Origin of the sequence: Christensenella intestinihominis (genome assembly GCF_001678845.1) — a bacterium.
Classification (GTDB): domain Bacteria; phylum Bacillota; class Clostridia; order Christensenellales; family Christensenellaceae; genus Christensenella; species Christensenella intestinihominis.
Genome location: NZ_MAIQ01000005.1, coordinates 91,282 through 117,154, shown reverse-complemented (window position 1 = coordinate 117,154; position 25,873 = coordinate 91,282). Strand labels below are relative to the sequence as shown.

General features: G+C 54.0%; 27 protein-coding genes and 1 other RNA gene. All 28 read right to left on the bottom strand.

Annotated elements, in window-relative coordinates:
- Positions 1-149: 149 nt before the first annotated feature.
- Positions 150-535: a transfer-messenger RNA gene (gene ssrA / locus BBD38_RS08420) on the bottom strand.
- A gap of 56 nt (positions 536-591) precedes the next feature.
- The gene (gene smpB / locus BBD38_RS08415) at positions 592-1,035 is read right to left on the bottom strand and encodes an SsrA-binding protein SmpB (RefSeq protein ID WP_066686717.1); all 444 of its coding nucleotides are present in this window, start codon (positions 1,033-1,035) and stop codon (positions 592-594) included.
- 39 nt (positions 1,036-1,074) lie between these two features.
- Positions 1,075-3,162: a ribonuclease R gene (gene rnr, locus BBD38_RS08410; RefSeq protein ID WP_172807803.1), complete on the bottom strand. Its 2,088-nt coding sequence runs from the start codon at positions 3,160-3,162 to the stop codon at positions 1,075-1,077.
- Positions 3,163-3,237: 75 nt separating this feature from the next.
- Positions 3,238-3,489: a preprotein translocase subunit SecG gene (secG, locus tag BBD38_RS08405; protein WP_066686712.1), complete on the bottom strand. Its 252-nt coding sequence runs from the start codon at positions 3,487-3,489 to the stop codon at positions 3,238-3,240.
- A 62-nt stretch (positions 3,490-3,551) separates the two neighbouring features.
- Positions 3,552-4,505, bottom strand: coding sequence for a tRNA dihydrouridine synthase DusB (gene dusB / locus BBD38_RS08400; RefSeq protein WP_066686709.1), 954 nt, complete (start codon positions 4,503-4,505; stop codon positions 3,552-3,554).
- Between the two features lie 147 nt (positions 4,506-4,652).
- On the bottom strand, positions 4,653-5,291 hold the full coding sequence (locus BBD38_RS08395) for a hypothetical protein (protein WP_066686707.1): 639 nt from the start codon (positions 5,289-5,291) through the stop codon (positions 4,653-4,655).
- 19 nt (positions 5,292-5,310) lie between these two features.
- On the bottom strand, positions 5,311-6,813 hold the full coding sequence (gene lysS / locus BBD38_RS08390; protein WP_066686705.1) for a lysine--tRNA ligase: 1,503 nt from the start codon (positions 6,811-6,813) through the stop codon (positions 5,311-5,313).
- 10 nt (positions 6,814-6,823) lie between these two features.
- Positions 6,824-7,300 (bottom strand): transcription elongation factor GreA, encoded by a 477-nt coding sequence (greA, locus tag BBD38_RS08385; protein ID WP_066686703.1) that lies wholly within the window; start codon positions 7,298-7,300, stop codon positions 6,824-6,826.
- A 126-nt stretch (positions 7,301-7,426) separates the two neighbouring features.
- Positions 7,427-8,098, bottom strand: coding sequence for an RNA polymerase sporulation sigma factor SigH (sigH, locus tag BBD38_RS08380; RefSeq protein WP_066687041.1), 672 nt, complete (start codon positions 8,096-8,098; stop codon positions 7,427-7,429).
- Between the two features lie 49 nt (positions 8,099-8,147).
- Complete coding sequence (gene rlmB / locus BBD38_RS08375; RefSeq protein WP_066686701.1) at positions 8,148-8,909, bottom strand: 23S rRNA (guanosine(2251)-2'-O)-methyltransferase RlmB; 762 nt, start codon at positions 8,907-8,909, stop codon at positions 8,148-8,150.
- Positions 8,902-9,645 (bottom strand): FAD-dependent thymidylate synthase, encoded by a 744-nt coding sequence (gene thyX / locus BBD38_RS08370; protein WP_066686699.1) that lies wholly within the window; start codon positions 9,643-9,645, stop codon positions 8,902-8,904. Before thyX ends, rlmB begins: the two co-directional genes overlap by 8 nt.
- A 19-nt stretch (positions 9,646-9,664) precedes the next feature.
- The gene (locus BBD38_RS08365; RefSeq protein ID WP_066686697.1) at positions 9,665-10,075 is read right to left on the bottom strand and encodes a Mini-ribonuclease 3; all 411 of its coding nucleotides are present in this window, start codon (positions 10,073-10,075) and stop codon (positions 9,665-9,667) included.
- 112 nt (positions 10,076-10,187) lie between these two features.
- Positions 10,188-10,889: an N-acetylmuramoyl-L-alanine amidase gene (locus BBD38_RS08360; protein ID WP_066686695.1), complete on the bottom strand. Its 702-nt coding sequence runs from the start codon at positions 10,887-10,889 to the stop codon at positions 10,188-10,190.
- A 10-nt stretch (positions 10,890-10,899) separates the two neighbouring features.
- Positions 10,900-11,907, bottom strand: coding sequence for a tRNA (adenosine(37)-N6)-threonylcarbamoyltransferase complex transferase subunit TsaD (gene tsaD / locus BBD38_RS08355; RefSeq protein WP_066686693.1), 1,008 nt, complete (start codon positions 11,905-11,907; stop codon positions 10,900-10,902).
- On the bottom strand, positions 11,894-12,607 hold the full coding sequence (locus BBD38_RS08350; protein WP_066686677.1) for a TIGR01906 family membrane protein: 714 nt from the start codon (positions 12,605-12,607) through the stop codon (positions 11,894-11,896). Before BBD38_RS08350 ends, tsaD begins: the two co-directional genes overlap by 14 nt.
- On the bottom strand, positions 12,604-13,170 hold the full coding sequence (locus tag BBD38_RS08345; protein ID WP_172807802.1) for a cyclase family protein: 567 nt from the start codon (positions 13,168-13,170) through the stop codon (positions 12,604-12,606). The genes BBD38_RS08350 and BBD38_RS08345 overlap by 4 nt, the downstream gene beginning before the upstream one ends.
- Positions 13,171-13,353: 183 nt before the next feature.
- Complete coding sequence (locus BBD38_RS08340) at positions 13,354-13,800, bottom strand: C-GCAxxG-C-C family protein (RefSeq protein WP_066686674.1); 447 nt, start codon at positions 13,798-13,800, stop codon at positions 13,354-13,356.
- Positions 13,797-14,627, bottom strand: a complete 831-nt coding sequence (locus BBD38_RS08335) for an Mrp/NBP35 family ATP-binding protein (protein WP_066686661.1) — start codon at positions 14,625-14,627, stop codon at positions 13,797-13,799. The genes BBD38_RS08340 and BBD38_RS08335 overlap by 4 nt, the downstream gene beginning before the upstream one ends.
- Positions 14,628-14,632: 5 nt before the next feature.
- Positions 14,633-15,007, bottom strand: a complete 375-nt coding sequence (locus BBD38_RS08330; protein WP_066686658.1) for a DUF1622 domain-containing protein — start codon at positions 15,005-15,007, stop codon at positions 14,633-14,635.
- Positions 15,008-15,121: 114 nt separating this feature from the next.
- Positions 15,122-15,442, bottom strand: coding sequence for a hypothetical protein (locus BBD38_RS08325; RefSeq protein ID WP_147568123.1), 321 nt, complete (start codon positions 15,440-15,442; stop codon positions 15,122-15,124).
- A 38-nt stretch (positions 15,443-15,480) separates the two neighbouring features.
- A complete protein-coding gene (gene cysS, locus BBD38_RS08320) occupies positions 15,481-16,860 on the bottom strand; it encodes a cysteine--tRNA ligase (protein WP_066686648.1) in 1,380 nt (459 codons plus the stop codon).
- Between the two features lie 144 nt (positions 16,861-17,004).
- Entirely contained in the window at positions 17,005-17,364 is a 360-nt protein-coding gene (locus tag BBD38_RS08315; RefSeq protein WP_066686646.1) for a sensory rhodopsin transducer, read from the bottom strand.
- Between the two features lie 19 nt (positions 17,365-17,383).
- Entirely contained in the window at positions 17,384-18,556 is a 1,173-nt protein-coding gene (locus BBD38_RS08310) for a M24 family metallopeptidase (RefSeq protein ID WP_066686643.1), read from the bottom strand.
- Positions 18,557-18,583: 27 nt separating this feature from the next.
- On the bottom strand, positions 18,584-20,659 hold the full coding sequence (locus BBD38_RS08305) for a glycoside hydrolase family 20 zincin-like fold domain-containing protein (RefSeq protein ID WP_066686641.1): 2,076 nt from the start codon (positions 20,657-20,659) through the stop codon (positions 18,584-18,586).
- Positions 20,656-22,104 carry a M81 family metallopeptidase gene (locus BBD38_RS08300; RefSeq protein ID WP_172807801.1) on the bottom strand — a complete coding sequence of 483 codons (1,449 nt, stop codon included), beginning with the start codon at positions 22,102-22,104 and terminating at the stop codon, positions 20,656-20,658. Before BBD38_RS08300 ends, BBD38_RS08305 begins: the two co-directional genes overlap by 4 nt.
- A 75-nt stretch (positions 22,105-22,179) precedes the next feature.
- Complete coding sequence (locus BBD38_RS08295; RefSeq protein WP_066686635.1) at positions 22,180-23,196, bottom strand: substrate-binding domain-containing protein; 1,017 nt, start codon at positions 23,194-23,196, stop codon at positions 22,180-22,182.
- 14 nt (positions 23,197-23,210) lie between these two features.
- Positions 23,211-24,215 (bottom strand): ABC transporter permease, encoded by a 1,005-nt coding sequence (locus BBD38_RS08290; protein ID WP_235829117.1) that lies wholly within the window; start codon positions 24,213-24,215, stop codon positions 23,211-23,213.
- Positions 24,215-25,711 (bottom strand): sugar ABC transporter ATP-binding protein, encoded by a 1,497-nt coding sequence (locus BBD38_RS08285; protein WP_147568122.1) that lies wholly within the window; start codon positions 25,709-25,711, stop codon positions 24,215-24,217. The genes BBD38_RS08290 and BBD38_RS08285 overlap by 1 nt, the downstream gene beginning before the upstream one ends.
- Positions 25,712-25,873 lie beyond the last annotated feature (162 nt).

The window sequence follows — 25,873 nt, the reverse complement described above, 5'->3', positions numbered from 1 at the left end:
GTGGATTTTCGCATTTCATGCGTGGTGGAGATGAGGGGAGTCCCGCGCTTCGCGCGGGCTAAAGACGAACCGAAATTGCTCCGCAATTTAGTTCTCCTCCCGTTTTCGCCATAATAAAAATGCCACGCTAACGCGCAGCATTTTTATTATGGTGGAGATGAGGGGAGTCGAACCCCTGTCCGAAAGCCTGCCCGGGCAACTTTCTACAAGCTTATTGGCCTTTGTTTATTTCCCTCTTCAAGGCCCCTGGCCACAAAAACCGGAAAAAGGTAGCTTCATAAATTCCGCGATTGCCGCAAAGCTTTGGCAAAGCAGTAGCCTGTTTTAAATTGGCTCCCGGTCCCCTCCCAAACAGGGAAAGAGAGGTCGGAAGGCTGCTATTTTAAATTAAGCAGCGAGCAGAGCGGGAGAACCCACCTCTGCCGTTTTGTTTGTTTTTGCGTTTATATTTAGATGAATCTTTTTAACGCAGAGTATTCAACTGCGGCTTGCTTATTACCCTCACAAATGCCCCCGTCGAAACCAGTACATCCCCATATTCAATTTTTGTCCGGCACCATAATGAATGCCGGCGCTTATATTAAAACGGATTCATATCCTCCGTTCCATATCACGTTTAATGGCCTTTTCCTTCAGGTCCTGCCGCTTGTCATACAGATGCTTGCCGCGGCACACGCCTACCTCAAGCTTCACCTTCCCGTGCTTCAGATACATCCTCAGCGGAATCAGCGTATAGCCTTTTTGCGCAGTCAGCCCAAGCAGTTTTGTAATCTCCTTCTTGTGTAGGAGCAACTTGCGGACGCGCAGCGGATCGCGGTTAAAGATATTTCCTTTTTCATACGGGCTGATGTGCATATTATTAACAAACGCTTCCGCATTCCTGATCTGCACATACGAATCGCGCAGGTTCACCTTCGCCATGCGGCACGATTTCACTTCCGTGCCCACGAGTTCGATTCCCGCCTCGTAAGAATCTTCTATGAAATATTCATGCCGCGCCTTTTTATTTTGCGCAAGCAGCTTTTCACCAGCCATACCGTTTCCCTTACTACTTCCTGTAAACACTATTATACTTTAATTATCCGCAAAGGTAAATTCAATTTTTGCAAGGGCGACATCCGCCGCCACAACCTTCACCTTTACCTTGTCCCCAAGCGTAATCCGTTTTTTCGTGTGTTCGCCGATCACGCAATATTCCTTCTCGTAATATACATAATAATCATCATCAAGCTGCGCCAGCGGAATCATCCCTTCGATGGTGTTATCGAGCTCGGCAAAGATGCCGAATTTTGTTACGCCCGATACCACGGCGGGAAACGTTTCCCCAATATGCTTCGACATATATTCCGTCATCTTAAGGTCCTGCACCGCCCGTTCCGCTTCAATCGCGTTCCGTTCCCGTGCGCTTGCCCGCGCCGCTACCTCCGGCAGTATTTTTTCCAGGTGCCGCTGGTAGCCGTCATCCATACGGCCGTCTAAAAGCGCCTTGATAATCCGATGCACCTGCAAGTCCGGGTAACGCCGTATAGGGGACGTGAAGTGGCAATACTGATCTGCCGCGAGTCCGAAATGCGAAATCGGCTCCGTCGCATACCGCGCCTTTTTCAGCGCGCGCAGCGTAACCGTATTAACGATCGTTTCCTCCGTAGTCCCGGCCACCTTTTCAAGTATTTCCTGGATTGCGTGCGGATGGACGTTCTGGAACCCTTTCAGGTGTATCCCGAAATTTCCAAGGAAAATTGCCAGTTCCTTCATGCGGTCCGCATCGGGCTGCTCGTGTATCCGGTATAAAAACGGCAATTCCATGAAATAATACTGCTCCGCTACCGTGATATTGGCACGAAGCATAAATTCTTCGATCAGCTTTTCCGCCTCACCCCGTTTCCGGACGGCTACCTCTACGGGGACGCCCTTCCTGTCGAGCATAATTTCCGGTTCGTCGATGTTGAAATCAATACTGCCCCTTTCAAACCGGCGCTTCCGCAATATTTTGGCAAGCTTGTTCATTTCCGCGAGCGTATCCGCAATGTCCGCATATTGCCTGCGCTCTTCCGCACCGCCTTCCAGCAAACGGTTCACGCCGTCGTAGGTCAGCCTGTGGGCAGACCGGATTACCGTATTTTCCACCCTCTGGGCCGCCACGTTTCCCTGCGCGTCAATTTCCATAATGCAGGAAAGCGTCAGCTTGTCTTCCCCGGCATTCAGCGAACAAAGGTTGTTGGAAAGCTCTTCAGGGAGCATCGGCACCACCCGGTCCACCATATAAACGCTCGTTCCCCGGTGAAGCGCTTCCTGATCGAGCGGCGAGCCCTCGCGCACATAATGGCTCACATCCGCAATATGAACGCCAAGTTCGTAATTCCCATTTTCCAGCATGCGGAGCGATACCGCGTCGTCAAGGTCCTTCGCGTCTGCTCCATCGATAGTGAACACCGTCTGGCTGCGCAGGTCAAGGCGCCCTTCAAAATCCGGCGTATCCTGCCCGAGGGCCTGCACCTGCCGCCTGCATGCGTCCGGGAACTCGGAAACAAGCCCAAAGCGCCGCGCATAAGCAAGGATGTCCACACCCGCTTCCCCGGCCCTTCCGAGGACTTCCATGACCTCTCCCTCCGGGCTTTTCCCTTTATAAGCGCGCTGCGTAACATTAACCACAACCTTCTGCCCGTTTTTTGCACCGCGCGCACGCTTCTTCGGAATATAAATATCGTCCATACCGGGCGAATCGCTGATAACGAACACCGTTCCGTTTTTCGCCTGCACCGTTCCCACCGTTTCCACCGGAAGCGGCGACAAAACCTTTATCACCTTACCTTCCAGATGTTTTCCGTCCTGCTGCCTCTTCGACAGCCTGACAAGGACATCCTCCCCGTTGAAGGCGCCGCCCTTGTGGGAAGGCGGGACAAATATATCTTCCATATCCTCCGGCGTACGCAAAAACGCGAAGCCGCCCTGTTTGCAGTCGAGCGTTCCCCGAAACAACCCCAGCGTGGACGCAAGCGCATATTTCCCACTTTTGGTCCGTGCCACACGGTATTCCCTTTCGAGCTCGTCAAGAACGCCCTTCAGCGCTCCCCTGGGCATATCCACCGCTTCCGCAAGCTCGTCGATATCAATATAAATCCGGTCCCCGACCACTTGTAAAACCTGTTCCGTTTTATCCAAATAAATTCTCCTGTCTTTCATAAAAAAAACACCCGCATATGTGTGGGTGTTTTTCCATTCTAAATCCGTATTTGCCTACATCCAATATTTTTGCATGATGACAAGCAGAACCGCGAGTACCATGAAACCGATTGCCGCAACCCTTGTAAGCCGCACCAAGGTCGCTTCCATACCACGCGCCTTTTTCTTTCCCCACATTGCTTCCGCGCCGCCGCCCACCGCGCCGGGCACGCCTGTCTTCGCACCGGACTGGAGCAGCACCACGACAATCAGGAAGCCTGAAAAAACAACCAATACTATTTTAATAATGAGAGCTAATATCTCCATAATAACCTCCGATTAAAATACATAACAGAAATATGATAGCATGTCACGCCGCAAATTGCAACCTATTTTTTCTGTAAACAGGACAGCAAGAGCTCCTCAAGCTGTGCATAGGTCTCCACCCTTACAACCTGCGCGCGCAGCTGCGCCGCCCCGGCCATGCCTTTTATGTAATGCGGGGCGTGCCCCCTCATCTGCTTTATGGCAAGCGTCTCCCCTTTCCTCTTTACGGCGATTTTCGCCTGCCTGAGGCACATGGAAATCCGTTCTTCCACCGTGGGGAACGTCTGCACGCTCCCCGTCCGCAGCAATTCATCGATTTGGGTAAACAGGAACGGATTGCCCTGCGCCCCCCGCGCGACCATCACGGCGTCGCATCCGGTCTCCCGGAACATATTTGCCGCATCCTGCGGGGTAAAAATATCTCCATTGCCGATCACCTTGACTTTCACAGCCTGTTTTACTTCGGCGATGATTCCCATATCCGCTTTTCCGCTGTAATATTGTTCGCGCGTCCTGCCGTGCACCGTAATTGCATCCGCGCCTGCGTCTTCCATCACCCGCGCGAAAGCGGCCGCGTTTTTGTCCCGTTCCGTGAAGCCTGCACGGAATTTGACGCTCACCGGGACGTTGACCGCTTTCTTAACCGCCGAAATGATCCTGCCTGCAAGCGCGGGTTCCCGCATAAGCGCGCTCCCCTCGCCGTTATTTACAATTTTAGGCGCGGGGCATCCCATGTTCACATCTATAATAAACAAACGGTTCTCCAATAAATCGCATATTTTTTCCGCCGTATCGGCAAGAATCTGCGGGTCGCGCCCAAAAAGCTGTACCCCGGCTTTTTCCTCCGCATCCGAAAGCTCGAGCAGCTCATGGGTGCGCACGTTTTGATAAGCGATTCCTTTGGCGCTTACCATTTCGGTAAAGGTCATCTGCGCGCCGCACGAAACGCAAACCTCGCGCATTGCCGCATCCGTCACCCCCGCCATCGGGGCCAGGTAAATCTTTGGTTCATCCATTCCTGTCTTCTTCCTTCAGCCAGCGCTTGTGCGTCGGACTGCTTATCCTTTACGCTTCCGGGCACACAGAGGGCAAGGGTTCGCCGGAACCGCCTCCCGCTTTCCATCCCCTTCAAAAAAAAGCGCGCTTCGCGGCGCGCTTTTTTCCTATTCTTCCGCTTCCGGGCTTCCCGCTGCATCCGACTGTGCCGCGGTTTCACCGGCTCCTGCGGATTCCTCTGCGGCCGGTGTTTCCGACGCTTCCGGCGGGGCCGCTTTCACAAGCTTCATCCCGTCAATCATCCAAACGTCCCCCACCTTCACCATGGAAAGCTCATATGTGCCGCTCATCCATTCCGGCGGTTTTTCATCGCTCTGGACGGTTCCTCCGCTTTCATCCACCGTGACCTTGTGCCCCGCAATTTCGGTGATAATATCATCCGCCGGTACGGTGACCTCCGTTTGCCACGGCCATACGATCGGGGGATTGATATCCGCCCGCTGATAATAATTCGTAATCTGGAAATTGCTGTAGGTCGTTCCCGTTAAAGCCGGATCGACCGCAAGAAAATGCTCTGTAAAAAAGCCCTGCAGCTGTGATGAATCCACCTTTTCTTCATCATGCACAAGCACGACCTCCGCGCGCAGCGAAAGCGCGTCCTTGGCCACCATCCGGATATTCATCGTATTCATCGCGGCATAAAAAGCGACGATTACGAGCGCGACAACGACAACAACGATTGCAAGCCGCGATAGTACGTATAAAATACCTCTGGCTGGCTTATTTCCGCCTTCTTTTGCCACCATAATTACCTCGTTTTAAGGATCAGAGCGTGTCCTTCGGCTTCATCGTGGGAAACAAAAGCACATCCCGGATGGAGAAGCAATCCGTGAGGAGCATGACCATACGGTCTACCCCGATGCCCATGCCGCCCGTCGGAGGCATTGCATACTCGAGCGCCGTGACAAAGTCTTCATCCATCATATTGGCTTCATCGTCGCCTTCCGCACGCTTCCTCGCCTGCTCCATAAAGCGTTCCCGCTGGTCGTCCGGATCATTGAGCTCGGAAAACGCATTCGCGAGTTCCCTGCCCGTGATAAACAGCTCAAACCGTTCCACCATCGAATCCGAGCCGGGCTTCTTCTTGGCAAGCGGCGAAACCTCGATGGGATAGTCGTAAATAAATGTCGGCTGGATCAGGTTTTCTTCCACCTTCTGCTCAAACGCCTCGTTAAGAAGCTCTCCGCGCGTCGGCTGGCCTTCAAAATGAATTCCCGCCGCTTTTGCCGCTTCGCGCGCCTGTTCGTCTGTCGCGCACGCGCCAAAGTCGGCGCCGGAATATTCCTTTACGGCCTCAATCATCGTCATCCGTTTCCAGGGCGAACCAAGATCAATCTCCGTTCCCTGGTAAGTGATTACATCACTGCCGTTTACCTGGCGCGAGCAATAACGGAACATCTTTTCACACAGGTCCATCATTCCCTTATAATCCGTATACGCCTGGTACAACTCCACCGTTGTAAACTCCGGGTTATGCTTGGGGTCCATTCCCTCGTTGCGGAAAATCCTGCCTATCTCGTAGACCCGCTCGAAGCCGCCCACAATAAGGCGCTTTAAGTGGAGTTCCGTCGCGATACGCAGGTACATATCGATATCGAGCGTGTTGTGGTGCGTCACAAACGGCCGCGCCGCCGCGCCGCCCGCGCTCGTCTGCAAAACAGGGGTTTCCACTTCAATAAAGCCCTGTTCGTCTAAAAAGTCACGAATGCCCCTGATGATCTTAGACCGCGCGTAAAACGTATCTTTAACGTCCGGGTTGACAATCAGGTCCACGTACCGCTGGCGGTAGCGTAAATCCGTATCCTTAAGGCCGTGCCATTTTTCAGGCAGCGGAAGGAGGGATTTTGACAGCAGGACCACTTCGTGGCTTTTTACGGAAATTTCCCCGGCATTCGTTTTGAATACCTCTCCCGTAACGCCTACAATATCCCCGATGTCAAATTTCTTATACTCCGCGTAAGGCTCGTCGCCCATTACGTCGCGGCGGGCATAAACCTGCAATTTTCCTTTTCCGTCAAGGATATGAAAAAAACTCGCCTTGCCCATCACACGCTTGGAAATAATCCTGCCGGCAACCGATACGGTGCTTCCTTCCATTTCATCGAAATGGTTCAGGATTTCATCCGAATTGTGCGTCTTCTCAAACGTCGTAATCTCATACGGGTCGCGGCCCGCTTCCTTCAGCGCCGCAAGCTTTTCCCTGCGTACCCGCAGAACCTCGCTTAACTCCTGCTGCTGTTCCTTCGTAGTGTTTGTGTTCTCGGCCATGCCCGCCTCCTTACCTGTGGATGTCCAGGATTTTCAGTTTCACAATCCCCCCGGGCGTTTCCACCTTGACAAGGTTGCCGACTTTTTTGCCGAGCAGGGCCCGGCCGACAGGCGATTCATTCGAGATTTTGTTTGTGCTGAGGTCCGCTTCCGCAGAACCGACGATCTTGTACTCGATCTCCTCGTCATATTCCTTATCCAGTACCTTTACCGTCGTGCCCACGTTCACGCGCTGTACGTCCACGTCTTCCTGGTCTACGACCGTTGCGTTCCTGAGCATGCTTTCGAGCATTACGATTTCGCCTTCGATCTTGGCCTGTTCGTTTTTCGCCTCGTCATACTCCGCATTCTCCGAAAGGTCTCCGAATGCCCTTGCCGTCTTAATTTCCTCTGCAATCTCAAGCCGCCTTACGGTCTTCAAATATTCAAGTTTCTGTTCCAGTTCCTTAACACCCTGATGTGTTAATACTACATCCTCGTTCGCCATTCGTTTACTCCTCGCTGTGCGCATGTGCGCACTCTTCCAATTTACATGTCATTTATTATATAGAAAATACGCGTTTTGTCAAGGCAAAGGCCTTATTTTCGGGCTTTTCGGCCTGCCCCGCCGCTGCTATCCACGCGCCCCGTTCTTGGCTTCGAGAAACTTGTCAATTTTCCCCTTGGCCCTTTGCAGGGCGTTATCGATCGACTTTTCATGCCGCCCCATAATTTTCGCGATTTGCTGGTAGGAAAGGCCGTGCAGGTAATACGTGAGCACCTGGTTTTCAAGGCTGGAGAGCATTCTCGAAATCTCTTCCTCCATGCTCGCATAGTCTTCCTGGTCAATCACGATTTCTTCCGGATTGGAGACCTTTGACGCCGCAATAATATCCACCAGCGTACGCTCCGATTCTTCGTCGTATACCGGTTTGTTAAGGGATACGTATGAATTAAGCGGCTGGTGCTTTTGCCGCGTCGCCGTTTTGATCGCCGTGATAATCTGCCGCGTAACGCACAGCTCCGCAAAGGCCCGGAAGGAAGCTTTTTTTTCCGCGTCATAATCGCGCACCGCTTTATAAAGGCCAATCATACCTTCCTGCACAATATCCTCCCGGTCCGCGCCAATCAGGAAATAAGACCGTGCTTTTGCGCGCACAAAATTTTTATATTTGTGCAGGATGTATTCGAGCGCCGGGCTTCCTTCTTCTTCATTTGCCATAATGACGATTTGCTCGTCCGTCATAAGCGCATATTTTTCAAAACCCGCATGCACGATGATTTCCCGCTCTTCTTCCAAATCCAGTTTTTCCGGCAGCTTCTGCCGCTCCTCTTCCGTCAATTGCTTTCCTTTCCTACCGGACCAATTCCTGCCGCCGCTTCTCATAAATCAGGATGCTTGCCGCGCACGAGGCGTTGAGCGAGCTGGTCTTGCCCCCCATTTCGATTTTCACGACAAGGTCGCACAGTTCCCTGGTATGTTTTGCCACGCCTTCGCCTTCCCCGCCGATCACGAGCGCCATCGCGCCTGTGAGGTCTGTGGTGGAAAGGGGCTGGCCGTCCATATCGGCTGCCGTGGTCCACACGTTCCGTTTCTTCAGTTCCTCAATCGTCTGGTTGATATTTGTCACCTTGACGACCGGGAGGTATTGCGCGGCCCCGCACGACACCTTGAACGCCGATGCGGTCAGCGACGCGGACCGGCGTTTCCCGATGATAACCCCGTGCGCCCCGAGCGCTTCCGCGCTGCGGATTACCGCGCCCAAATTATGGGGGTCCTGCACATTCTCCAGGATTACAATAAAGGGCTCTTCCCCGCGTACCTGGGCAAGCTCGAAAATGTCCTCCAGCTCGCTGTAGCGGAATGCCGGGATTTGCGCCGCAATTCCCTGGTGGTTCCCCGGGCGTCCGTCCGGCCCCATTCCCGCGCACATGCCGTCCAGCTTGGCGCGCGGCACCTCCGTCACAACGAGGCTGTTCTGCCGCGCCAGCATCAAAAGCTCGCGGATGCTCCCGTCTGTAAGCCCCTGCTGGACGAAAATACGGTCGATCTGCTCCCCGCTCTTAATCGTTTCGCGTACGCTGTTGCGCCCGATCACATATTCCCGTTCATTCATGTCCGCAGCCCTCCTTCAGCGCCCGGTGCCGGGCGCGCACTTCGTCCGCCCTGCCGCAGCACATTTTTCCTTCGCTGCACGCCCCGCATACGCAGGACGGCCCGGCATTTTTGAAAAGGGCCGGCGCTTTTTCCATCACCAGCGCAAGCATCTGCCACGCAAGCTCACGAATTTCCCACTGAGCCCGGTTGCAGCAGCGCAGTGCAAAAAAGTGCAGGAGTTCGCGCGCGTTCATGGTAACGATCATTTTTGTCTCGCATGCGTTCGGGAGGACAAAACGCGCGTCCTCGTTCGATTTTTCCCCGGCGTTTCCCAGCGCTTCCACCCACTGCTCGTACCAGCCCTGCATGGTCCGCATCTGCTCCTCGAATTTTTGAACCGCCTCCTGCCCCAGCGCTTCGATGCTGGGCGGAATCACATAGGAAAATTCGCCTTTTTTAGCGCTCTGGTTCACATACCGCTGCGACTGTACGGAAAAACTCGCCAGGCGGTGCCGCGTGATCTGCGCAAGCAGCGCGCGCGATACGCCTTCAATGCCAAAGGAAAAAGACGCGTGCTCGATGGGCGAAAGATGCCCCATTTGCGTCAGCCTGTCAATAAACTCCGGGCTTTTGGCCGTTTTTTCAAGGTCGGCAATATCCGCCTTGGAATAGCATAGCTTCGCCCCCATGGAAACAATCAGCTCCGGGTCGGGCGTGGCTGCCAGCAGCACTGTTTTCAGCTTTGTCTTTGGCATCTTCTTTTCCTCCCGCAAATCATACTTCAAAATCGAGCGTCCCGAGTATTTCATCGATGCGCCCGTCCTGCCCCGTCAGGAACAGGTATCCGATTACCGCCTCGAGGGCGGTCGCATATTTATAATCCGCAATGCTCATATTTTTGGGCGGCGAAGGGCTCTTCGCGTTCCTTCCCCGCCGGAAAATATCCGCTTCCGCTTCCGTAAACCGCTCCATCCACCGGTGCGCAAACGCCGCCTGCGCACGCGCGTTCACAAGCCGGATGCTCATGGAATGCAGCGCGCCCGCATTTTTAGAACACCCAAGCACATATTTTGTGCGCACATAGAGGTCAAATACGCTGTCGCCGATATAGGCGAGCGTAAGCGGCGGCATCTGCGACGCCTTTTCCTCCGTGAGCACTAAGTTTTCAGTGAGTCCGTTTAACATCCCGCAAGTCTTTCCAAGTAATAGCTGACCGGTAATACGTAATAGAGAATGTGCACGCTCCGCATACCGGTCATATTCATCGGCGAAGCCGGTTCCTATTATCTATTGCCCGTTACTTATTGCTTTTATAATATTTAATCCCGTCCACAATGGCGGCGACCACTTTATCCTGATATTCCCCCTGCTGGAGCTTTTCCTCCTCCGCGGGATTCGTGAAGAAACCGCATTCCACCGTCACGCTGGGCTGGCCGCCCGGCGCAAGTAGCCGGTACCGCCCGAAATTCACCTTGCGCGGCGTCTCGATTTCAAGCTCCTCGTTCATCACCGTTTGAATGCTTTCCGCGAGCTTTTTGCCTTCTGCGGAATCCGTATAATAGAATATTTGCGGGCCGTACGCGTCCGCGCTTTCAAAGCTGTTCTGGTGAACTCCTATGTACATATCTGCGTTCGCATCCCGGATAATCTGCTCCCGCTTTTGCATATCCGCTTCCTTGCGTTTCGCGATGTCCGTTTCTTCCGCCGCGGCAACCGGTTCGTCCGATTCGCGCGTCATGATTACCGTGACGCCCTCTTTTTCAAGCGCTTCCCGCAATTTCAGGCCGATTTCAAGGTTCACTTCCTTCTCATACCGCCCCGTTGAAACCCCGATGGTTCCCACATCCGTATCGCCGTGCCCCGGATCGACAATGATTTTCATTCCCTCGAGGCTGGCGGAAGCGTACGGATTCTGTCCCTCTTTTTCTTCCCCGCAGGCACATAACGCAAACAGCATAAGTCCCGCAAGCAGGACAAACAACCATTTTTTCAGCCTCATTTATTTCTCCTTAAAGCTCCATCACCGGCTGCGCGTTGAGGTCCAGCCCTGCGCGTTTTCCCTTCAGGAATTCGTAATATGCGCACGACGCAATCATCACCGCGTTATCCGTACAATAGCGGAGTTCCGGAAAATAAAGGGCTGCGCCCGCTTCCTCCGCTTTTTTCTCAAACGCCGCGCGGATTTGTTCGTTCGCGGAAACCCCGCCCGCTACCGCAATCACCCCGGCATCCGTCCTGCGCGCCGCTTCAAACGTATTTTTCACGAGCGTGTCCGCAACGTTTTTCAAAAACGACGCGGCAACGTCCTCTTTTTTATATTCCTGCCCCTGCTGGTCAAATTTATGCAGCAGGTTGATGACCGCCGTTTTAAGCCCGCTGAACGAAAAATCCAGATGATCCTCGCCGCGGAAGCTGTGCGGGAATTTATATTTCATTTCGTCCCCGCGCTTTGCAAGCTCCTGCAAATTCGGCCCACCGGGGTACGGCAGCCCCAGGACCCGCGCCACCTTATCGATCGCCTCGCCCGCCGCGTCGTCCCGCGTACGCCCCAGCGTTTCATATTCCGTATAGTCCTTTGCCCATACAATCTGGGTATGCCCGCCCGACGCCACAAGGCACAGGAAGGGCGGCTCGAGCTCCGGATGGGAAACATAATTCGCGCAAATGTGCCCGGCAATATGGTGCACAGGCACAAGCGGCCTGCCAAGCGTATACGCAAGCCCCTTGGCATAGGAGACGCCCGTGAGGAGCGCCCCCACAAGCCCCGGCCCGTTCGTTACGGCAATCGCATCAATCCGTTCAAAGCCGCCCGCGTCGCGTACTGCGGCCTCCACGACATGCGGAAGCTTCTTCACATGGTTGCGCGAGGCAATCTCGGGCACCACACCTCCATATTCCCTATGGATTTCAATCTGCGTATAAAGCGCCTGCGAAACGACCCTGCGGCCATTTTGCACAACCGCCGCCGCCGTCTCGTCGCACGAGGTTTCAATTGCGAGTATATTAAGGTCTTCCATGCTTTTTCATCCTTTGGTAAACAATTCCGGCCGCCGCCGCGGTTCCCACCGCGATTGCAAGGAACCACGCCAGTATCCTCGCCACCATCCCGGCAAAGAACGTTTCCGCAAACATACGTATCATACGCGACACCGCCGGGTCGAGCAGCCACAAATCATTGGTGAAAAACACATGATGAAAGCTGACCCAGAAATTGTTGAAATCTGCCGCCGCCCAGACGCCGATGCAGGCAAAAAAAGCAAGCACGCCCAGGGTCGCCCAGAAATAGCTGCGCAGCACAGGGGCAAGTGCATGTTTTTTCTTCCATACAAAGCATCCGGCAATCAGCGCCCCGCCCACGCAAAACCCAACCGTCATAAACAGGACGGCGTTTTGGTACAGCGCCTTTACGTCGACCATGTGGTCCTTTTCACGCTGGCTGTAATATTCCTCCCCGTTTTCCATGGCGAGGTCAAGGGAAGGCGCGGCCCCCTGTAAATAATCAAGCAGCGTATCGGTCGCCTGTTCCAAAACGGGATCAGTAACGCCCACATACGCCGCCGTATCCATCTTCCGGTATTCTTCACGGTAAAAGCTCTTGTCAAACGCCGCCCCGCTGATGCAGGCTACCGCAGCCGAAAGAACAACCAGCACCGTTCCAACGGCGGCCATAAGCCGTATCCAGCCGGAGCCATGCTCCCGCAGGCCTGTTTCACTCATTCCTCGTCCCACTCCTGAATAAGACATGCACGAATCGGCGAGCCGTCCGTATCAATTTTTAAAGGCAGCGCGCACAAAATATAGCTTCCCGGTTCCGCCTTGTCCAGCTTTAAGGACTCCAGCACCACAATCCCTTCCGAAAGCAAAATTTTATGAACCGCATCGTTCCCGATTGACTGCGCGTCCGTGCCGATCAGGCGGATGCCCGCATCCGCAAGGCTGCGCGCGCTCTTTTCCGTCAGGCGGCCTTCCGCCTCTTCCGTGCCCTTCAGGATGACGCGCTTTGTCCCGCGCGGGAGGCGAAAGTCCTTCTTGTTCACAAGGATTGCCTCGCCGATCAATGTGGATAGCGGCACCTCTTTGGTGGTTTTCCCGCCGATCACAACATGTGCGGGCGCGTCGATATGGGTTCCGCTGTGCGAGCCCATCGTCAGCTTTGTCACGGCATAGCCGTAATTGTCCACCGTGTAAAACTGCTCGAGACGTACGTGTGGGTCTCCCTCGTATACCTTCGTTTCACTGTTCAGTTCATGGGTAATATCGATTATCTTAATTTCAACCACCTCATATCCAAAGTTTAGCCTTACAATTCCGTAGTGTCTATTATAGTGATTTTCATCTGCTTTTTCAACCGCCGCGGGGATTATTCATAAAATCGCTAAAACTTTGCGTTCCCCTCCGCAAGGGCAGAAAAAAGCCCCAAACGCTTCCTTCGCAATATTTGGGGCATTTTACTAAATCAAATATTATTTTTGCAGTTCCTTTTCCAGAAGTCCTGCCGCACATTCCACAAGCTCCGCGCAGGGGCGTTTTTGATAATAGGCTTCCGTGCGTTTTTCAGGATCAGGCCCGCTCGTATGCTCCGCGAGCCCCAAAAGCTCCCTGCATACGATGGAACCGTTTTCGCCCCGGAATTTTTCCGCAAGCTTCTGCACGCGGGCGTATTGCGCTGCCTTCCCGCGGATATCCGCCGGGGAATCATAGCCGTCCACAAGGCCCAGCACAAGGAACATACCGCTCACCGCGCCGCACACCTCGCGCAGCCGGCCCATTCCCCCGCCGAAGGAAGACCCGAGCAGCGCAGCCGTTTTCCCGTCAAGCCCGGCCTCCGGCGCAAACGCAAGCACCACAGACTGGCAGCAATTATATCCTTCCCTGAAGTAACGCCCGGCAAGCCGCGCCTTTTCGCTCATAGCTTTTCCACTTGCTCCGCCGCTTCCTTAAGCCATTCCCCGGGAAGCGCCTCAATCCTGCCGTCATCGGCCGCGCGGGCAATTTCCGGATCGACCGGCACCTTGCCAAGGACCTTAAGCCCAAATTTTGCGGCCGTTTCTTCTACGTGGCTCTCGCCGAAAACCGGGATTTTCCTGCCGCAGTCCGGGCAGTTCAGGTAGCTCATGTTTTCCACAAGCCCCACAACGGGCACGTTCATCATATTAGCCATCTTGACGGCCTTGCCCACAATCATCGACACCAATTCCTGCGGCGATGTCACCACAATGATGCCGTCCACAGGTATGGACTGGAACACCGTAAGCGGCACGTCGCCCGTGCCCGGCGGCATATCCACAAACATTACGTCCACATCGGACCAGATCACGTCCTTCCAGAACTGCGTCACGGTCCCGGCGATCACCGGCCCGCGCCACACCACCGGGTCGCTCTCGTCCGGAAGGAGAAGGTTTACAGACATAATTTGGATTCCATCCTTGGTATACACCGGGAAGATCGCATCCTCCGTCCCGCGCGCTTTTTCCGTTATGCCGAACATTTTAGGGATGGACGGGCCTGTAATATCCGCATCGAGAATCGCGGTGTTAAGCCCTTTGCGGCGCAGTAAAACAGCCAGCATCGAGGTCACGAGGGATTTGCCTACGCCGCCCTTCCCGCTGACCACGCCGATCACTTTCCTGATGGTGCTCGCCTCGTTCGGCGCTTCCAGGAAATCCGCCGGGTTTTGCTCCCGCGAGCTGCAGTTTTCGGCGCAGCTTCCGCAGTCATGTGTACAATCTTCACTCATCTCATTTACTCCGTTTCTTTCTCTTTATCTTGTATTTTTTCCTGCTGTTCCGAATCCCTGATTTCTTTATTGAGGAAATAGGAGATAACGGTGCGGATTGCCACGATTGCGGCAAGCCGCAGGATATCCTCGAAGGTCGGTTTTGCGATAGAGTCGATAATATCCGCCACGATCAGCACTTCCAGCGCCAGCAGGATATATCCGCCGAGGCCGTTTTTCACATCGGCAAGCTTCCTCATCCGCTCCGCCTTTTTCATCCGCCTGAAGTGCGGGGCCAAAAAGTCTTTGAGGCATAAAACAAAGCCCCATAGAAGTATGGCGACCGAAACAAGGTACAGGACCGTTGTGATTATATTCAGATATGGCGCAAAAAATTCCATGCCCTTCCCCGCTTTCCACAATTTTATGATACCCGTTCCGGCTCAATGCAAACAGCCCGGCGGCGCTTTTGCCGCCGGACTTTTATTCGCCCTTGTAAGTTCTTTGTGCGCCGATTACCTTTTCGGTAAGTTTTTGCGCGGATCGCGCAGGTATTCCTTAAACTTCACACGGAAAATAATGAAATAGGCCACCACGCATGCGAGGATATAAACAATGCTGATGATGCTCCAGATCGACATTGCCTTGTCCGCACTCGTATATTCCAGTACGGACAGCACCAGCAGCGGTACGCCCGTAATCCAGCAAAAGGTGCGCAGGAGTTTCCTGTGCTCCGCCTGCATTTCCTCCGGATAATCGTTCTCATACGCTTTGCCCGACCCCTTGATTGCGTAGTATAACAGGTATACCGCAATGAAGATGTCGAAGATGATCATAAAATTAAAAGCGCCTTCCATATCTTTCTGTTTTCCCCCTAGATTTTATTGATTTTAACGCCGTCCGGCGTATCTTTCAGTTCATAGCCGCGGGCTTTCAGCTCGTCCCGCAGGCGGTCTGCCTCGGCCCAGTTCTTTTGCGCGCGGGCGGCCTGCCGCTCTTCCGCCATCTTTTTGACATCCTCCGGGATGCTCTCGTCCGCTTCCGGAAGTATGCCGAGCACATCCATAAGCGTATCGAGCTCCGCAAGCGCCGCTTTTGCATCCTCCGCGCGCCCGCCGTTTTCAAAAAGGGTGTTGACCTCCTTGATATATTCAAAAATCCCGCCGATGGCGTCCGCCGTATTGAGGTCGTCGTCCATCGCGGCGTTGAATTTTTCACCTGCCGACGTAACCGCCGGGGCAATATCCACCGGCTCGTCCTTCGGATGCTCCATAATAAATTTCAGGTTTTCGCGGCAATTGAGTATGCGGTCATAGGCCGTTTCCGACTGCGTAAGAAGCTCGCGCGAAAAGTTGATCGGATTGCGGTAATGGGCGCTCAGCATGAAAAGGCGCACCGCCGGGCCGCGGAACTCCTTTAGAATATCGCGGACAGTAAAGAAGTTCCCTTCCGACTTCGACATTTTCTTGTTGTCTATGTTGATATAGCCATTGTGCATCCAGTAATTCGCAAACGGTTTCCCCGTCGCGGCTTCGCTCTGGGCAATCTCGTTTTCATGGTGCGGGAATTTCAAATCCTGCCCGCCCCCATGGATGTCAAGCGTATCGCCGAGGTATTTCATGCTCATCGCCGAGCATTCGATATGCCAGCCCGGGCGTCCCGGCCCCCACGGGCTGTCCCACGCGGGCTCGCCTTCCTTTTTTGCTTTCCAAAGCGCAAAATCCATCGGGTTTTTCTTTTCTTCATTGATGTCGATACGCGCGCCCATCTCAAGCTCGGAAATATCCTGGCCGGAAAGCTTGCCGTAACCGGGGAAGCTCTGCGTATCAAAATACACGTCGCCGTGAAGCTCATAAGCGTGCCCCGTATCGACCAGCTTCTTCACCAGCGCAATAATGTCGCCGATGTGCTCCGTCGCCTTGGGATGCACGGTGGCGGGGCGAATGTTAAGCGCTTGCGCGTCCTTGAAATATTCCTCAATATAGCGGTCCCCAAGTTCCCCTACCGTGATGCCTTCCTCGTTTGCCACGCGGATCATTTTATCGTCCACGTCGGTAAAATTCTGTACAAATTTCACTTTGTAACCGCGGTATTCCAGATACCTGCGGAGCGTATCGAACACGATAAACGGGCGGGCGTTTCCAATGTGGAAATAGTTGTATACCGTCGGCCCGCACGCGTAAATATTAAACTGTCCCGGATGAAGCGGGTTCAATTCCTCTTTTTGACCCGTCATCGAATTGTAAATCTTCAAAAACCAAAACCCCTTATTCCGTTAAATTACCATACTCAGTTATTATAATATAAGCCGGCTGAATTCACAAGTGAATTATCATTTTACCCCTGCATGACAAAAGCGTTTTTCACTTGGAAAAACGCTTTTGTATCGGGAGGGTCATTATACGCCGTAGCCGGCAACCGGATAGTAGGCCATGTCTTTTCTCCGGTCCAGCCTGCCGAACACGGCCACCACCGGGACGTTCGAGGTGAGGATCACCGCATACTGCCCCTTGGGAATGCTGTAACCCTCTTCGCCGATGGGAAAATCCATCCGGAAGCAATTGACCCGTTTTGCAGGGACGGCGAGCCTGATTCCCTCCTTCGGTTCCTTGTCCTCAAACAGCAGGTCGAGCGTGATTTCGGCGGGTTCGCCGCAGTTGTTTACGACCATCAGCGCTTCATGCCCCAGCGGCTCGCTTTGGCCCTGCGGAGGCAGGTCTCCGTCTGCAAACACCCAAACTTTCTTTCCTAGCTCCATTTTCGTCCTCCCCTGTTCCTTATAGGTCTTCCATAAAAATTGCGTCCATTTCAGGGCTCAGCGGCTCGCAGCCGTCCTTTGTAATCAGGTAGCCCGTCTCGACGCGCGCGCCGTGCAGCGTCGGATGCCCGAAAAAGCTGACGTCGATGCACACCGTCATTCCTTCCTCCAGCTTATCGTCGCTGTTCGGCCCATAGAAGGGCCCTTCCGCTTCCATCAGCCCGATGGTGTGCACAAACGGGCATACCAGATATTCGATCAGCCCTTTTTCCTCGAAAAGCCTGCGCGCCGGAACGTCCAGCTCCCTGCCGCTCATGCCCGGCTTCAGGATTTCTTTTGTAATGCGCAGCGCTTTTCTCAGGGTGTTGACCGCGTCGCGCTGCTCGGGCGTATATTCTCCCGAAACCGGAAGCGTTTCGCCCATCGTTCCCGCATATCCGTTTGTACGCGGCGCAATGCCGATCATAACCCATTCGCCTGCTTTCATTTCCTTGTTGATCGCCGTGGGGACAACCGCATCCGAGCGCTCCCCGCTGCCCACGATTGTGGTGTAGGCGAAGCTGTTCGCGCCGTGCTTGCGGCAGATATATTCGCCCTCCGCCGCGACCTCATGTTCAAATGCGCCGGGCTTCACCGCGGCTTTCATGGCTTTAAACGCCTCGTAGCACATTCCAAAGGATTCCCTCACGTTCTCCGCTTCCCACGCGGATTTATGCGCCCGCAGCGCTTCATACTCGCCGGTGATGTCAACCAGCTCCGCGTCCCCGAAGCCTTCCCTGAACTGCGTGTATACCTGGTAAGGGATTGCGCTCGTCCCGACAACACCAACCTTCCGAAGCACGCAGTCTTTGGCTTTCAGTTCTTCCGCCAACCCGGCGAAGTCCATAATCGTTGCGTTCGGGTACTCTTCATCCGGCACCATGAAGGCCGAGAAATTGCGCGTTTCCTTGATCGCGCTGCTCATTTTTGCGAAGGGCTCGCTTTCCGGCCCGCCCAAAAGGAGCGCTTCGCCTTCCGTCGGCAGGAGCACCGCCCCCTTCTCGAACTGCGGGCACCATCCCGTAAGATACCAGCCGTTTGCAATGTTCAGCTCGTCATAATAGATGAGAGCCGCGTCAAGTCCCTTGTCCTTCAGGATTTCCTTTACCTTTGCAATCCTGTTTTTTGTTTCCTGTTCGTTGTAGTAAGACATATCATTTCTCCTTTTCCGTTTTTCGTTTTATGCCCATAGCCACCCGAGCGCTTCCACGCCCGCATAGATCGGTTCGTTGTCCTCCCGGTCGGGATAAAGGGCATTTGTAAGAATGCGCTTCATCTCGTGGTACGGGAAGCAGCAGGATTTTACCCCGGCTTCGGTCATCGGATTCACATCGAAATAGCTGCTGCGGATGATCTCGAATTCCTTTTCATTCAGCAGGTACATTTCTTCCAGGTGCTTCCGGCGTTCCTCCGGCGTCGGCGCATGATCGTATGCAATGGACGCGAGCGCCATATCGTAAATAACCCTCAGCCGCCGCATTGCGACCTCCCATTTTTGGAAATGCAGGTCGAAGTGGGCCGTCTTTTCATCCGCGCGGACGGATTCGCGAATCCTGCCGATCCTTTCCATCATATCCGGGTATTCTTCAATGGCCCGCCTGATGCGCGGAATATCCTGCTTTTCCACCTTATTGCGCGTCATGGGGAATTCAGCCGTATATATTTTCATCTGGCTTTCATGGATTGTCAGCATGTTCTTCATGACATACCATACGTCGTCCGCCGCTTCGCCAAAAGTCGCCTCGAGGGAATAACGGTAGAACTCCCCGGCTTCCATCGTTCCGCCCCATCCATAATAGGAATGGGCAAAGAGCGCCATAAAAAAGCCATACCATTCAAACTGGTATCCGTTGATCCCTTTTACCTTCATTTCTACGGAGCCCCTGTGCTGGCGGATGTCCTCTTCCACAAACTGCGTAATCGTCTCTTCCTCCGCCCGCAGCCCGTTCCACCGGAACGGCCGCAGGAGCCTGCCGAAGCACGCCGCAAAGCCGATTGCCTCCGTATCACGTCCCCATATCCGTTCCCTGCCAAAGGCGGCTATCCATTTGTGGAATTCCTCATCCGGCACATACTGGCCGGGGGCCCAGAACAGCACAATATCTTCCGGGATGCTTTTCACCATGCTGTCAATCAGTTCCCGGCTGCGGATGAGCGGCGGCTGGCGCCACGCCCTCAGGCCAACCACGCAATGCTCGGAGGTTTTCCTGATTTCCTCATAGAGGATTTTCAAAAGCGCCGTATTGGCCGCGTGGAGCGCTTCCTCGGGCGTATTCGCATCTTTCCAGAATGTTTTCCGGCACTGGTCGCAGTTGCAATACCAGAAGGCTTCCTCGCTTTCCTCGAAATCGATCCCGTCAAATCCCTGCTCTACAATTTTACGGATGCTTGCCTTCAAATATTCGATGGTATCCGGCTCGCTCAGGCACAGGCTGTCGAAATCGTTGATGAATTTGCTCCCCTTTTCTTTCTTCATCCGCTTTTCCGGGTGCCTGCACGCATATCCGCCGCTGTAGCTGTTGAGCCCCGTATATGCGAAAAATTTGATTCCAAGCCCGTGCCCATATTCGATGAGCTCCTTGAGGAACGGCTTTTCCACATTCGGATGCGTGTATTCGACGGTAATCCAGCCGTCGCTCTCCGGGTCGTATACCTGCATTTTCAGCCCCCGGAATACGGTCTCGGGATATTCCGGAAATTCAAACGGCCAAAAGCCGTACAGTACCATGTTGAGCTGGTTGATCCGGTAGTCGGAGCAGATGTCCAGAAACTGCTTCCACTGCCCGAAATTCCAAAGCTGGGAATCGAAGCCGATCCGCCCGTATCCGGCATACCACGTGAGGGGAATGGATATGCCCCTTACTTCCACGGAGGGGTAATCCTCGATATGTGCGCAATGGATCACATATCCGTTTTCGGTATGGGAAATCAATTGCTTCAGCGCGGCGGCCGCATAGGCAAGGCCCTGCTTTGTCGCGGCGTAAACCTCCGCCCCGTCCTGCTGCACGTGAAGGACATAACCCTGTTCATAAAACAATTTTTCACCGTTTTCGCAGTCCAGGTTATCGTTTAAACGGACAGGATAGCTGTCCGGACCGTCCGACAGCACGCTTTCCATATTCCAGAACCGTGCCCGGAACAAGTCCTCCGCGCCTTCCATATTTTTACAGTTTGAGCAGACGCGGATTCCCGGAAAAGTCCCCGTCCCCGGCGGAAGGTCTTTCATGACCTTGGGCTGTGGCATAATTTTCTTCATAACCGACTCCTTTTTGCCTCCGCTTCAATTTCTTCCCACCTGATATCCGTGCATGCGGGATACAGCCGCTCCGGCGCCCTCCTAAAATCGATTTGAGAAAAATCGTTTGTGCTTTGCCCGGGCGTAAGCGCCACCACGGCCTGCTCCGATATTTCCCACAGCCGTGGGAACAGGTATCCCATCTTCAGCACAATAATGCGGTAATCGTGCGGCTGAATCCCCATTTTTTCAAAATGGCGCAAGGTCGTAAACGCCGCGCGGGCGTTCGTAACCAGGATATCGAGGCCGCCGCTTTCTACGACGACTCCTTCGCCTACCTCGTCCCCGGCCCAGCCGCATACAATTCCGGAGCTTTTTACGATAACGTCGAGCCCTGTCTCGATCTCCTGTGCAGTGTGCCTGCCCCTGCACAATACGATGTGCCGTTTCTCCCCCGGCTTGCTTTGTAAAAGCTCACCCGTGACCTCCGAGTCAAAAATTCCGCATATAAGAACGCCGGACGCATTCTTCTCCAGATATTTACGCAGCATAAGCGTCCCCGCGCCCCATGCCCCGGCTGTCGTATTATCTCCCGAGTCGTCCACAAAGACCAGCCCGTCCCGCTGCGCAAGCGAATATTCGATCGCCTCGTCCGTGGGCATCGCGCCCTCGAAGACCGCGCCTTCCTTGTGCTCCCAGAATATTTTTGCAAGCCGCATCGCCTCTTCAAACGCCGTTTCGCCGTCCATATCCGCTACCACGGCGCAGGCCCCCGTATGCGGCGCGTCATACCATGCGTGGCCGTTGAAAAACGCGCACGAGATGACATGGTCTTCCGCATCGAGCCTCCTAAGCTCCTTTGTGACGGAGAGATAGGGCTCGTTTGCCGTAACGGATGCGTCCGCCCCCAGGAACGGAACCCTGACGCGCTGCAGCCCCGGCGTGATTTTCCGTTTCATGCATTCGATCAGCGACCGCGCCGCGCGCCGCTCCGTATCGTCATGGTCCGTGTGCGGCGCCGTGCGGAATCCGTTGACGGCATTCACATTCCTGTAAAACCGGTCCGACAGCGTCGCATGGAAATCACAAGCGGCTGAAATCGGTATTTTATCCCCGATTTCCCTGCGGATCGCCGTCGTAAGGAGCTCTTCCCCGCAGCCGTGCCCTTCCACATACATAGAACCGTGGAAATAGATATAAATTCCGTCGTAATCCTCCTGCTCCCTGATTTTCTCAAGGAATATCCGTTCAAAATAGCAATAGGCGGAATACGCGACTTCCCCGCTCGGCAGGGCGCTGGCAAACACCAGCGGTACGGCCTCTATGCCGTTTTCTTCAAAATATCGTGTCGCGGCAAGCTTTTGCGCCGCGTCGTTTCCAAAATGAACCTCAAAATCGTTTTCCGTTGCCACATCATCGCAAAACGAATTTGATTCGCACTGAAAGGAACCTGTTAAAACTTTCATCGGGCTATCTCCCTTTCCGCCGCAGGCCGCGGGGAAAGGCTTGCTTTCCCCGCCCCACGGCATTCCGCTTTCGTACTACTGTCTCTTTTCAAGCCATACCTTTGCTTCTTCAGCCGTCTTAACCGGCATATATTCCGCAAGGATTTTGCCCTTGGGTTCATTGCCGTTCAGGATGCTCACCATTTCTTCTACAGCAAGCTTTGATTCCGTTTCAACGTCGTCCACAACCGTTGCCGCCATCGTTCCGTCGATTACCGCCTGCAGCGCTTCCGCATCGCCGTCGATGCCGATGATCTTGATTTCCGGGCGGTTCGCGCTGATGCATGCGTTCATTGCGCCAAGGGCCATGCCGTCGTTGTGGGCAATGATGGCGTCGATTTCCCCTGCCGGGTATTTCGCGAGCCATGCCTCCGTTACGGACATTGCCTTATCCTTGGTGAATTCGCCGCTCTGCGATTCAACCAGCTCGATATCCGGGTATTTTTCCAGTGTTTCCGCAATGCCCGCGCCCCTGTTGATCTGCGCGGAGTGCCCCATAACGCCCTGGATTTCAAATACTTTTCCTTTGCCGCCGAGCATATCGGCCACCATTTCGCCCGCAAGGAGCCCCGAGGCCTTTACGTCCGTCCCGACGAATGTGTCGTAATCTTCATTTTCAGTCAGCGAGACAAGCTCGACGAGCGGAATCCCCGCGTTTTTCGCCGCGACGACCGCCTGGCTGCTGCCTTCCACGCTGTCCGCATTCAGGATAATACCGTCCACTCCCTGCGCGATCAGCGTATCGACGTCGTTCAGCTGTTTTTCAACAGAATCTTCGCTGTCAACGATCACGAGCTCCACATCGGGCATTGATTCGTCGATTGCCTGCAGGGCGTTGACCATGTTCTTCAGGAACTCATGCTCCCAGGACTGCGTTGAAATGCCGATCTTCCACACCTTCCCCGCGTCTTCCGCGGGCTGTGCTGCGGATTCACTGCTTTCCGCCGCCTTGGACGGGTCCGCAGACGCGGACGGCTCCGCCGTTCCCGAGCATCCCACTGCCACCATTGCCACCAAAAGGATGGCGAGTACTACCGCTGTCAGTTTTTTCATTTCATTTTTCCTCCTTAATTCCCTTTCTTGGTTTTCATATCAAGCAGCACTGCGACTGCAATAATGATACCTTTGATAATCTGCTGGTAGTAGGACGACACCCCCAGCAAAACAAGTCCGTTATTGAGGACCCCGATAATCAATGCGCCGATAATTGTCCCGCTGATTTTTCCGCTTCCGCCCGCCATACTGGTCCCGCCGATAATAACCGCCGTTATCGCGTCGAGCTCATAGCCTGTCGCCGCGTTTGGCTGGCCGGACGTAATGCGGGCCGCAAGCATCATGCCCGCGACACCGCAAAGGGCGCCGTTCAGGACGTAGGTCCAGAATTTTACCTTTACAACGTTTACGCCGGACGCTTCGGCCGCATTTTCATTTCCGCCGACCGCATAGATATAGCGCCCAAATTTTGTATTATACAGGATTACCGCCGTGATGACGGCCACTACGATCAGGATCAGTACCAGCACCGGAAAGCCGACGCCGCCCGTCGCCGCCGGGTCCCACAGGTATCCGTTGCCGATCTCGCTGTAGGCCGTATCCTTGATGGTATGGGGAATCCCGTCCGCAACGACGAGCGCAACCCCGCGCGCGATGGTCATGGTGGAAAGGGAAGCGATAAATGCGGCGATCCTCATTTTTGCCACCAATACCGCCGTCCACATGCTCATAAGGGCAGCCGCGCCGATTCCCACAATCAGCGCCACGGCCAGCATGTTCGGGTTGTTTTCCAGTATCATTGCCGATACCACGCCGGTGATCGCCATCAGCGAACCCACGGAAAGGTCGATCCCGCCGGTAATAATCACAAGGGTCATCCCGAGGGCCAGGACGCCGTTGATTGCAATCTGCCTGAATACGCCGACGATATTCGTGGGTTGCAGGAATGTCGGGGATGCAATTGCAAAAACCGCGCAAACGCCTAAAAATATGATTACCAGGGCATAGCTTCTCAGGTATTGCTTAAAGTTTTTCTGCCCGCTTAACGCCCCTTCTTTATTTCCTCCAAATGCCATCATTACTTTTTACCTCCCAATGCACATTTCAAAATGTCGTCCTGTGAATATTCGCCGATCTTAAATTCACCCCTGATTTTTCCTTCGCCCATCACAATAATCCTGTCGCTCATCCCGATAATTTCCGGCAATTCGGACGAGATCATTATGATCGCCATTCCGGCCTTCGCAAAATCCCCCATCAGGGAATGGATTTCCGCTTTTGCCCCTACGTCGATGCCGCGCGTGGGCTCGTCGAGAATCAAGAGCCGGGGATTTTTCATCATCCATTTGCACAAAACCACCTTTTGCTGGTTCCCCCCGGATAAATTTCCCGCTTCCTGGGAAAGCCCGCTCATTTTCACCGTCAGTTTCCCCGCAATTTCATCGCACTTTTTGTTTTCCTTCTCTTTATCAAGAAACGCCGCCCGGCAAAAATCCCCGAGGCTTGGGAGCGCGATGTTTTCGCGGATCGACCGGCACAGGACAAGCCCCGTATCCTTCCGGTCCTCCGTGACAAGGGCAATTCCGTTCGCTATCGCATCCTGCGGCTTTTTTATCCTGATCCTGCGCCCGTCCATCCATATTTCCCCGCAGTCGGCGCGGTCAAGCCCGAACAAGGCGCGCATCACTTCGCTTCTCCCCGCGCCCACCAGGCCATAGAACCCTACGATTTCCCCGGCGCGCACATGGAAGCTGATGTCTTCAAATACTCCCTTCCGCGTAATATGTTTCACTTCCAGTACGGTGCCGCCAATCTCAACCTCTTTTTTGGGAAAGATATTATCCAGCCTGCGGCCAACCATCATATTAATCAGCGAATCCCTGTCAAGCTCTCCTGCCTTTTTGCTGTCAATATATTTCCCGTCCCGCAGGACCGTGACCGTATCCGCTATCTGGAAAATTTCCTCCAGCCGGTGCGAAATATAGATCACCGCGACGTTATTCCGCTTTAGGTCGTGTATTGTCTGGAACAGGATTGTAATTTCCTCATCCGTGAGCGATGAAGTCGGTTCATCCATAACAATCAGCCTGGCCCCGGAGGATACCGCTTTGATAATCTCTATCATTTGCATCTGCGCGATGGAAAGCCCGCGCATATGGGTTTTGGCCCGGACCGGCATACCGAATTCCTCCAGCAGTTTGTCGGCCTCCGCCTCGGCTTTGCCTTTGTCGACAAATACGCTGTTTCCCCTGGTATATTCGCGCCCAAGGAAAATATTGTCTGCGATTGTCATGTCTTTGATGGGATTCAGTTCCTGGTAGATCATTGCGATTCCAAGCCCGAGGGCTTCGGACGGGCTGTGTATTTCCACCTTTTTGCCATCAAACTCTATGCTCCCTTCGTCCGGTTCAAGCAAACCGTTGAGTATCTTCATAAAGGTCGACTTCCCCGCCCCGTTTTCCCCCATCAGCGCATGCACTTCCCCGGCCCGCACTTCAATCGCGGCCCCGTCCAGCGCTTTTACACCGGGAAAACTCTTTGATATTCCCTCCATTTTTAATATCGCTTTTTCCAAATTTTTCACCTGCTTTTATCATTTTTTCGTTGCAAAAAATTATTTTAATGTTTCTGCAAACGTTTGCAGAAAACTGTTTTTTCCAACTCTGCCATACGGTTCAAAATATGCCAGGGTTCCATTCAATCATTTTTTTGCTTTTTGAAATAAGAGAGGTCTTTA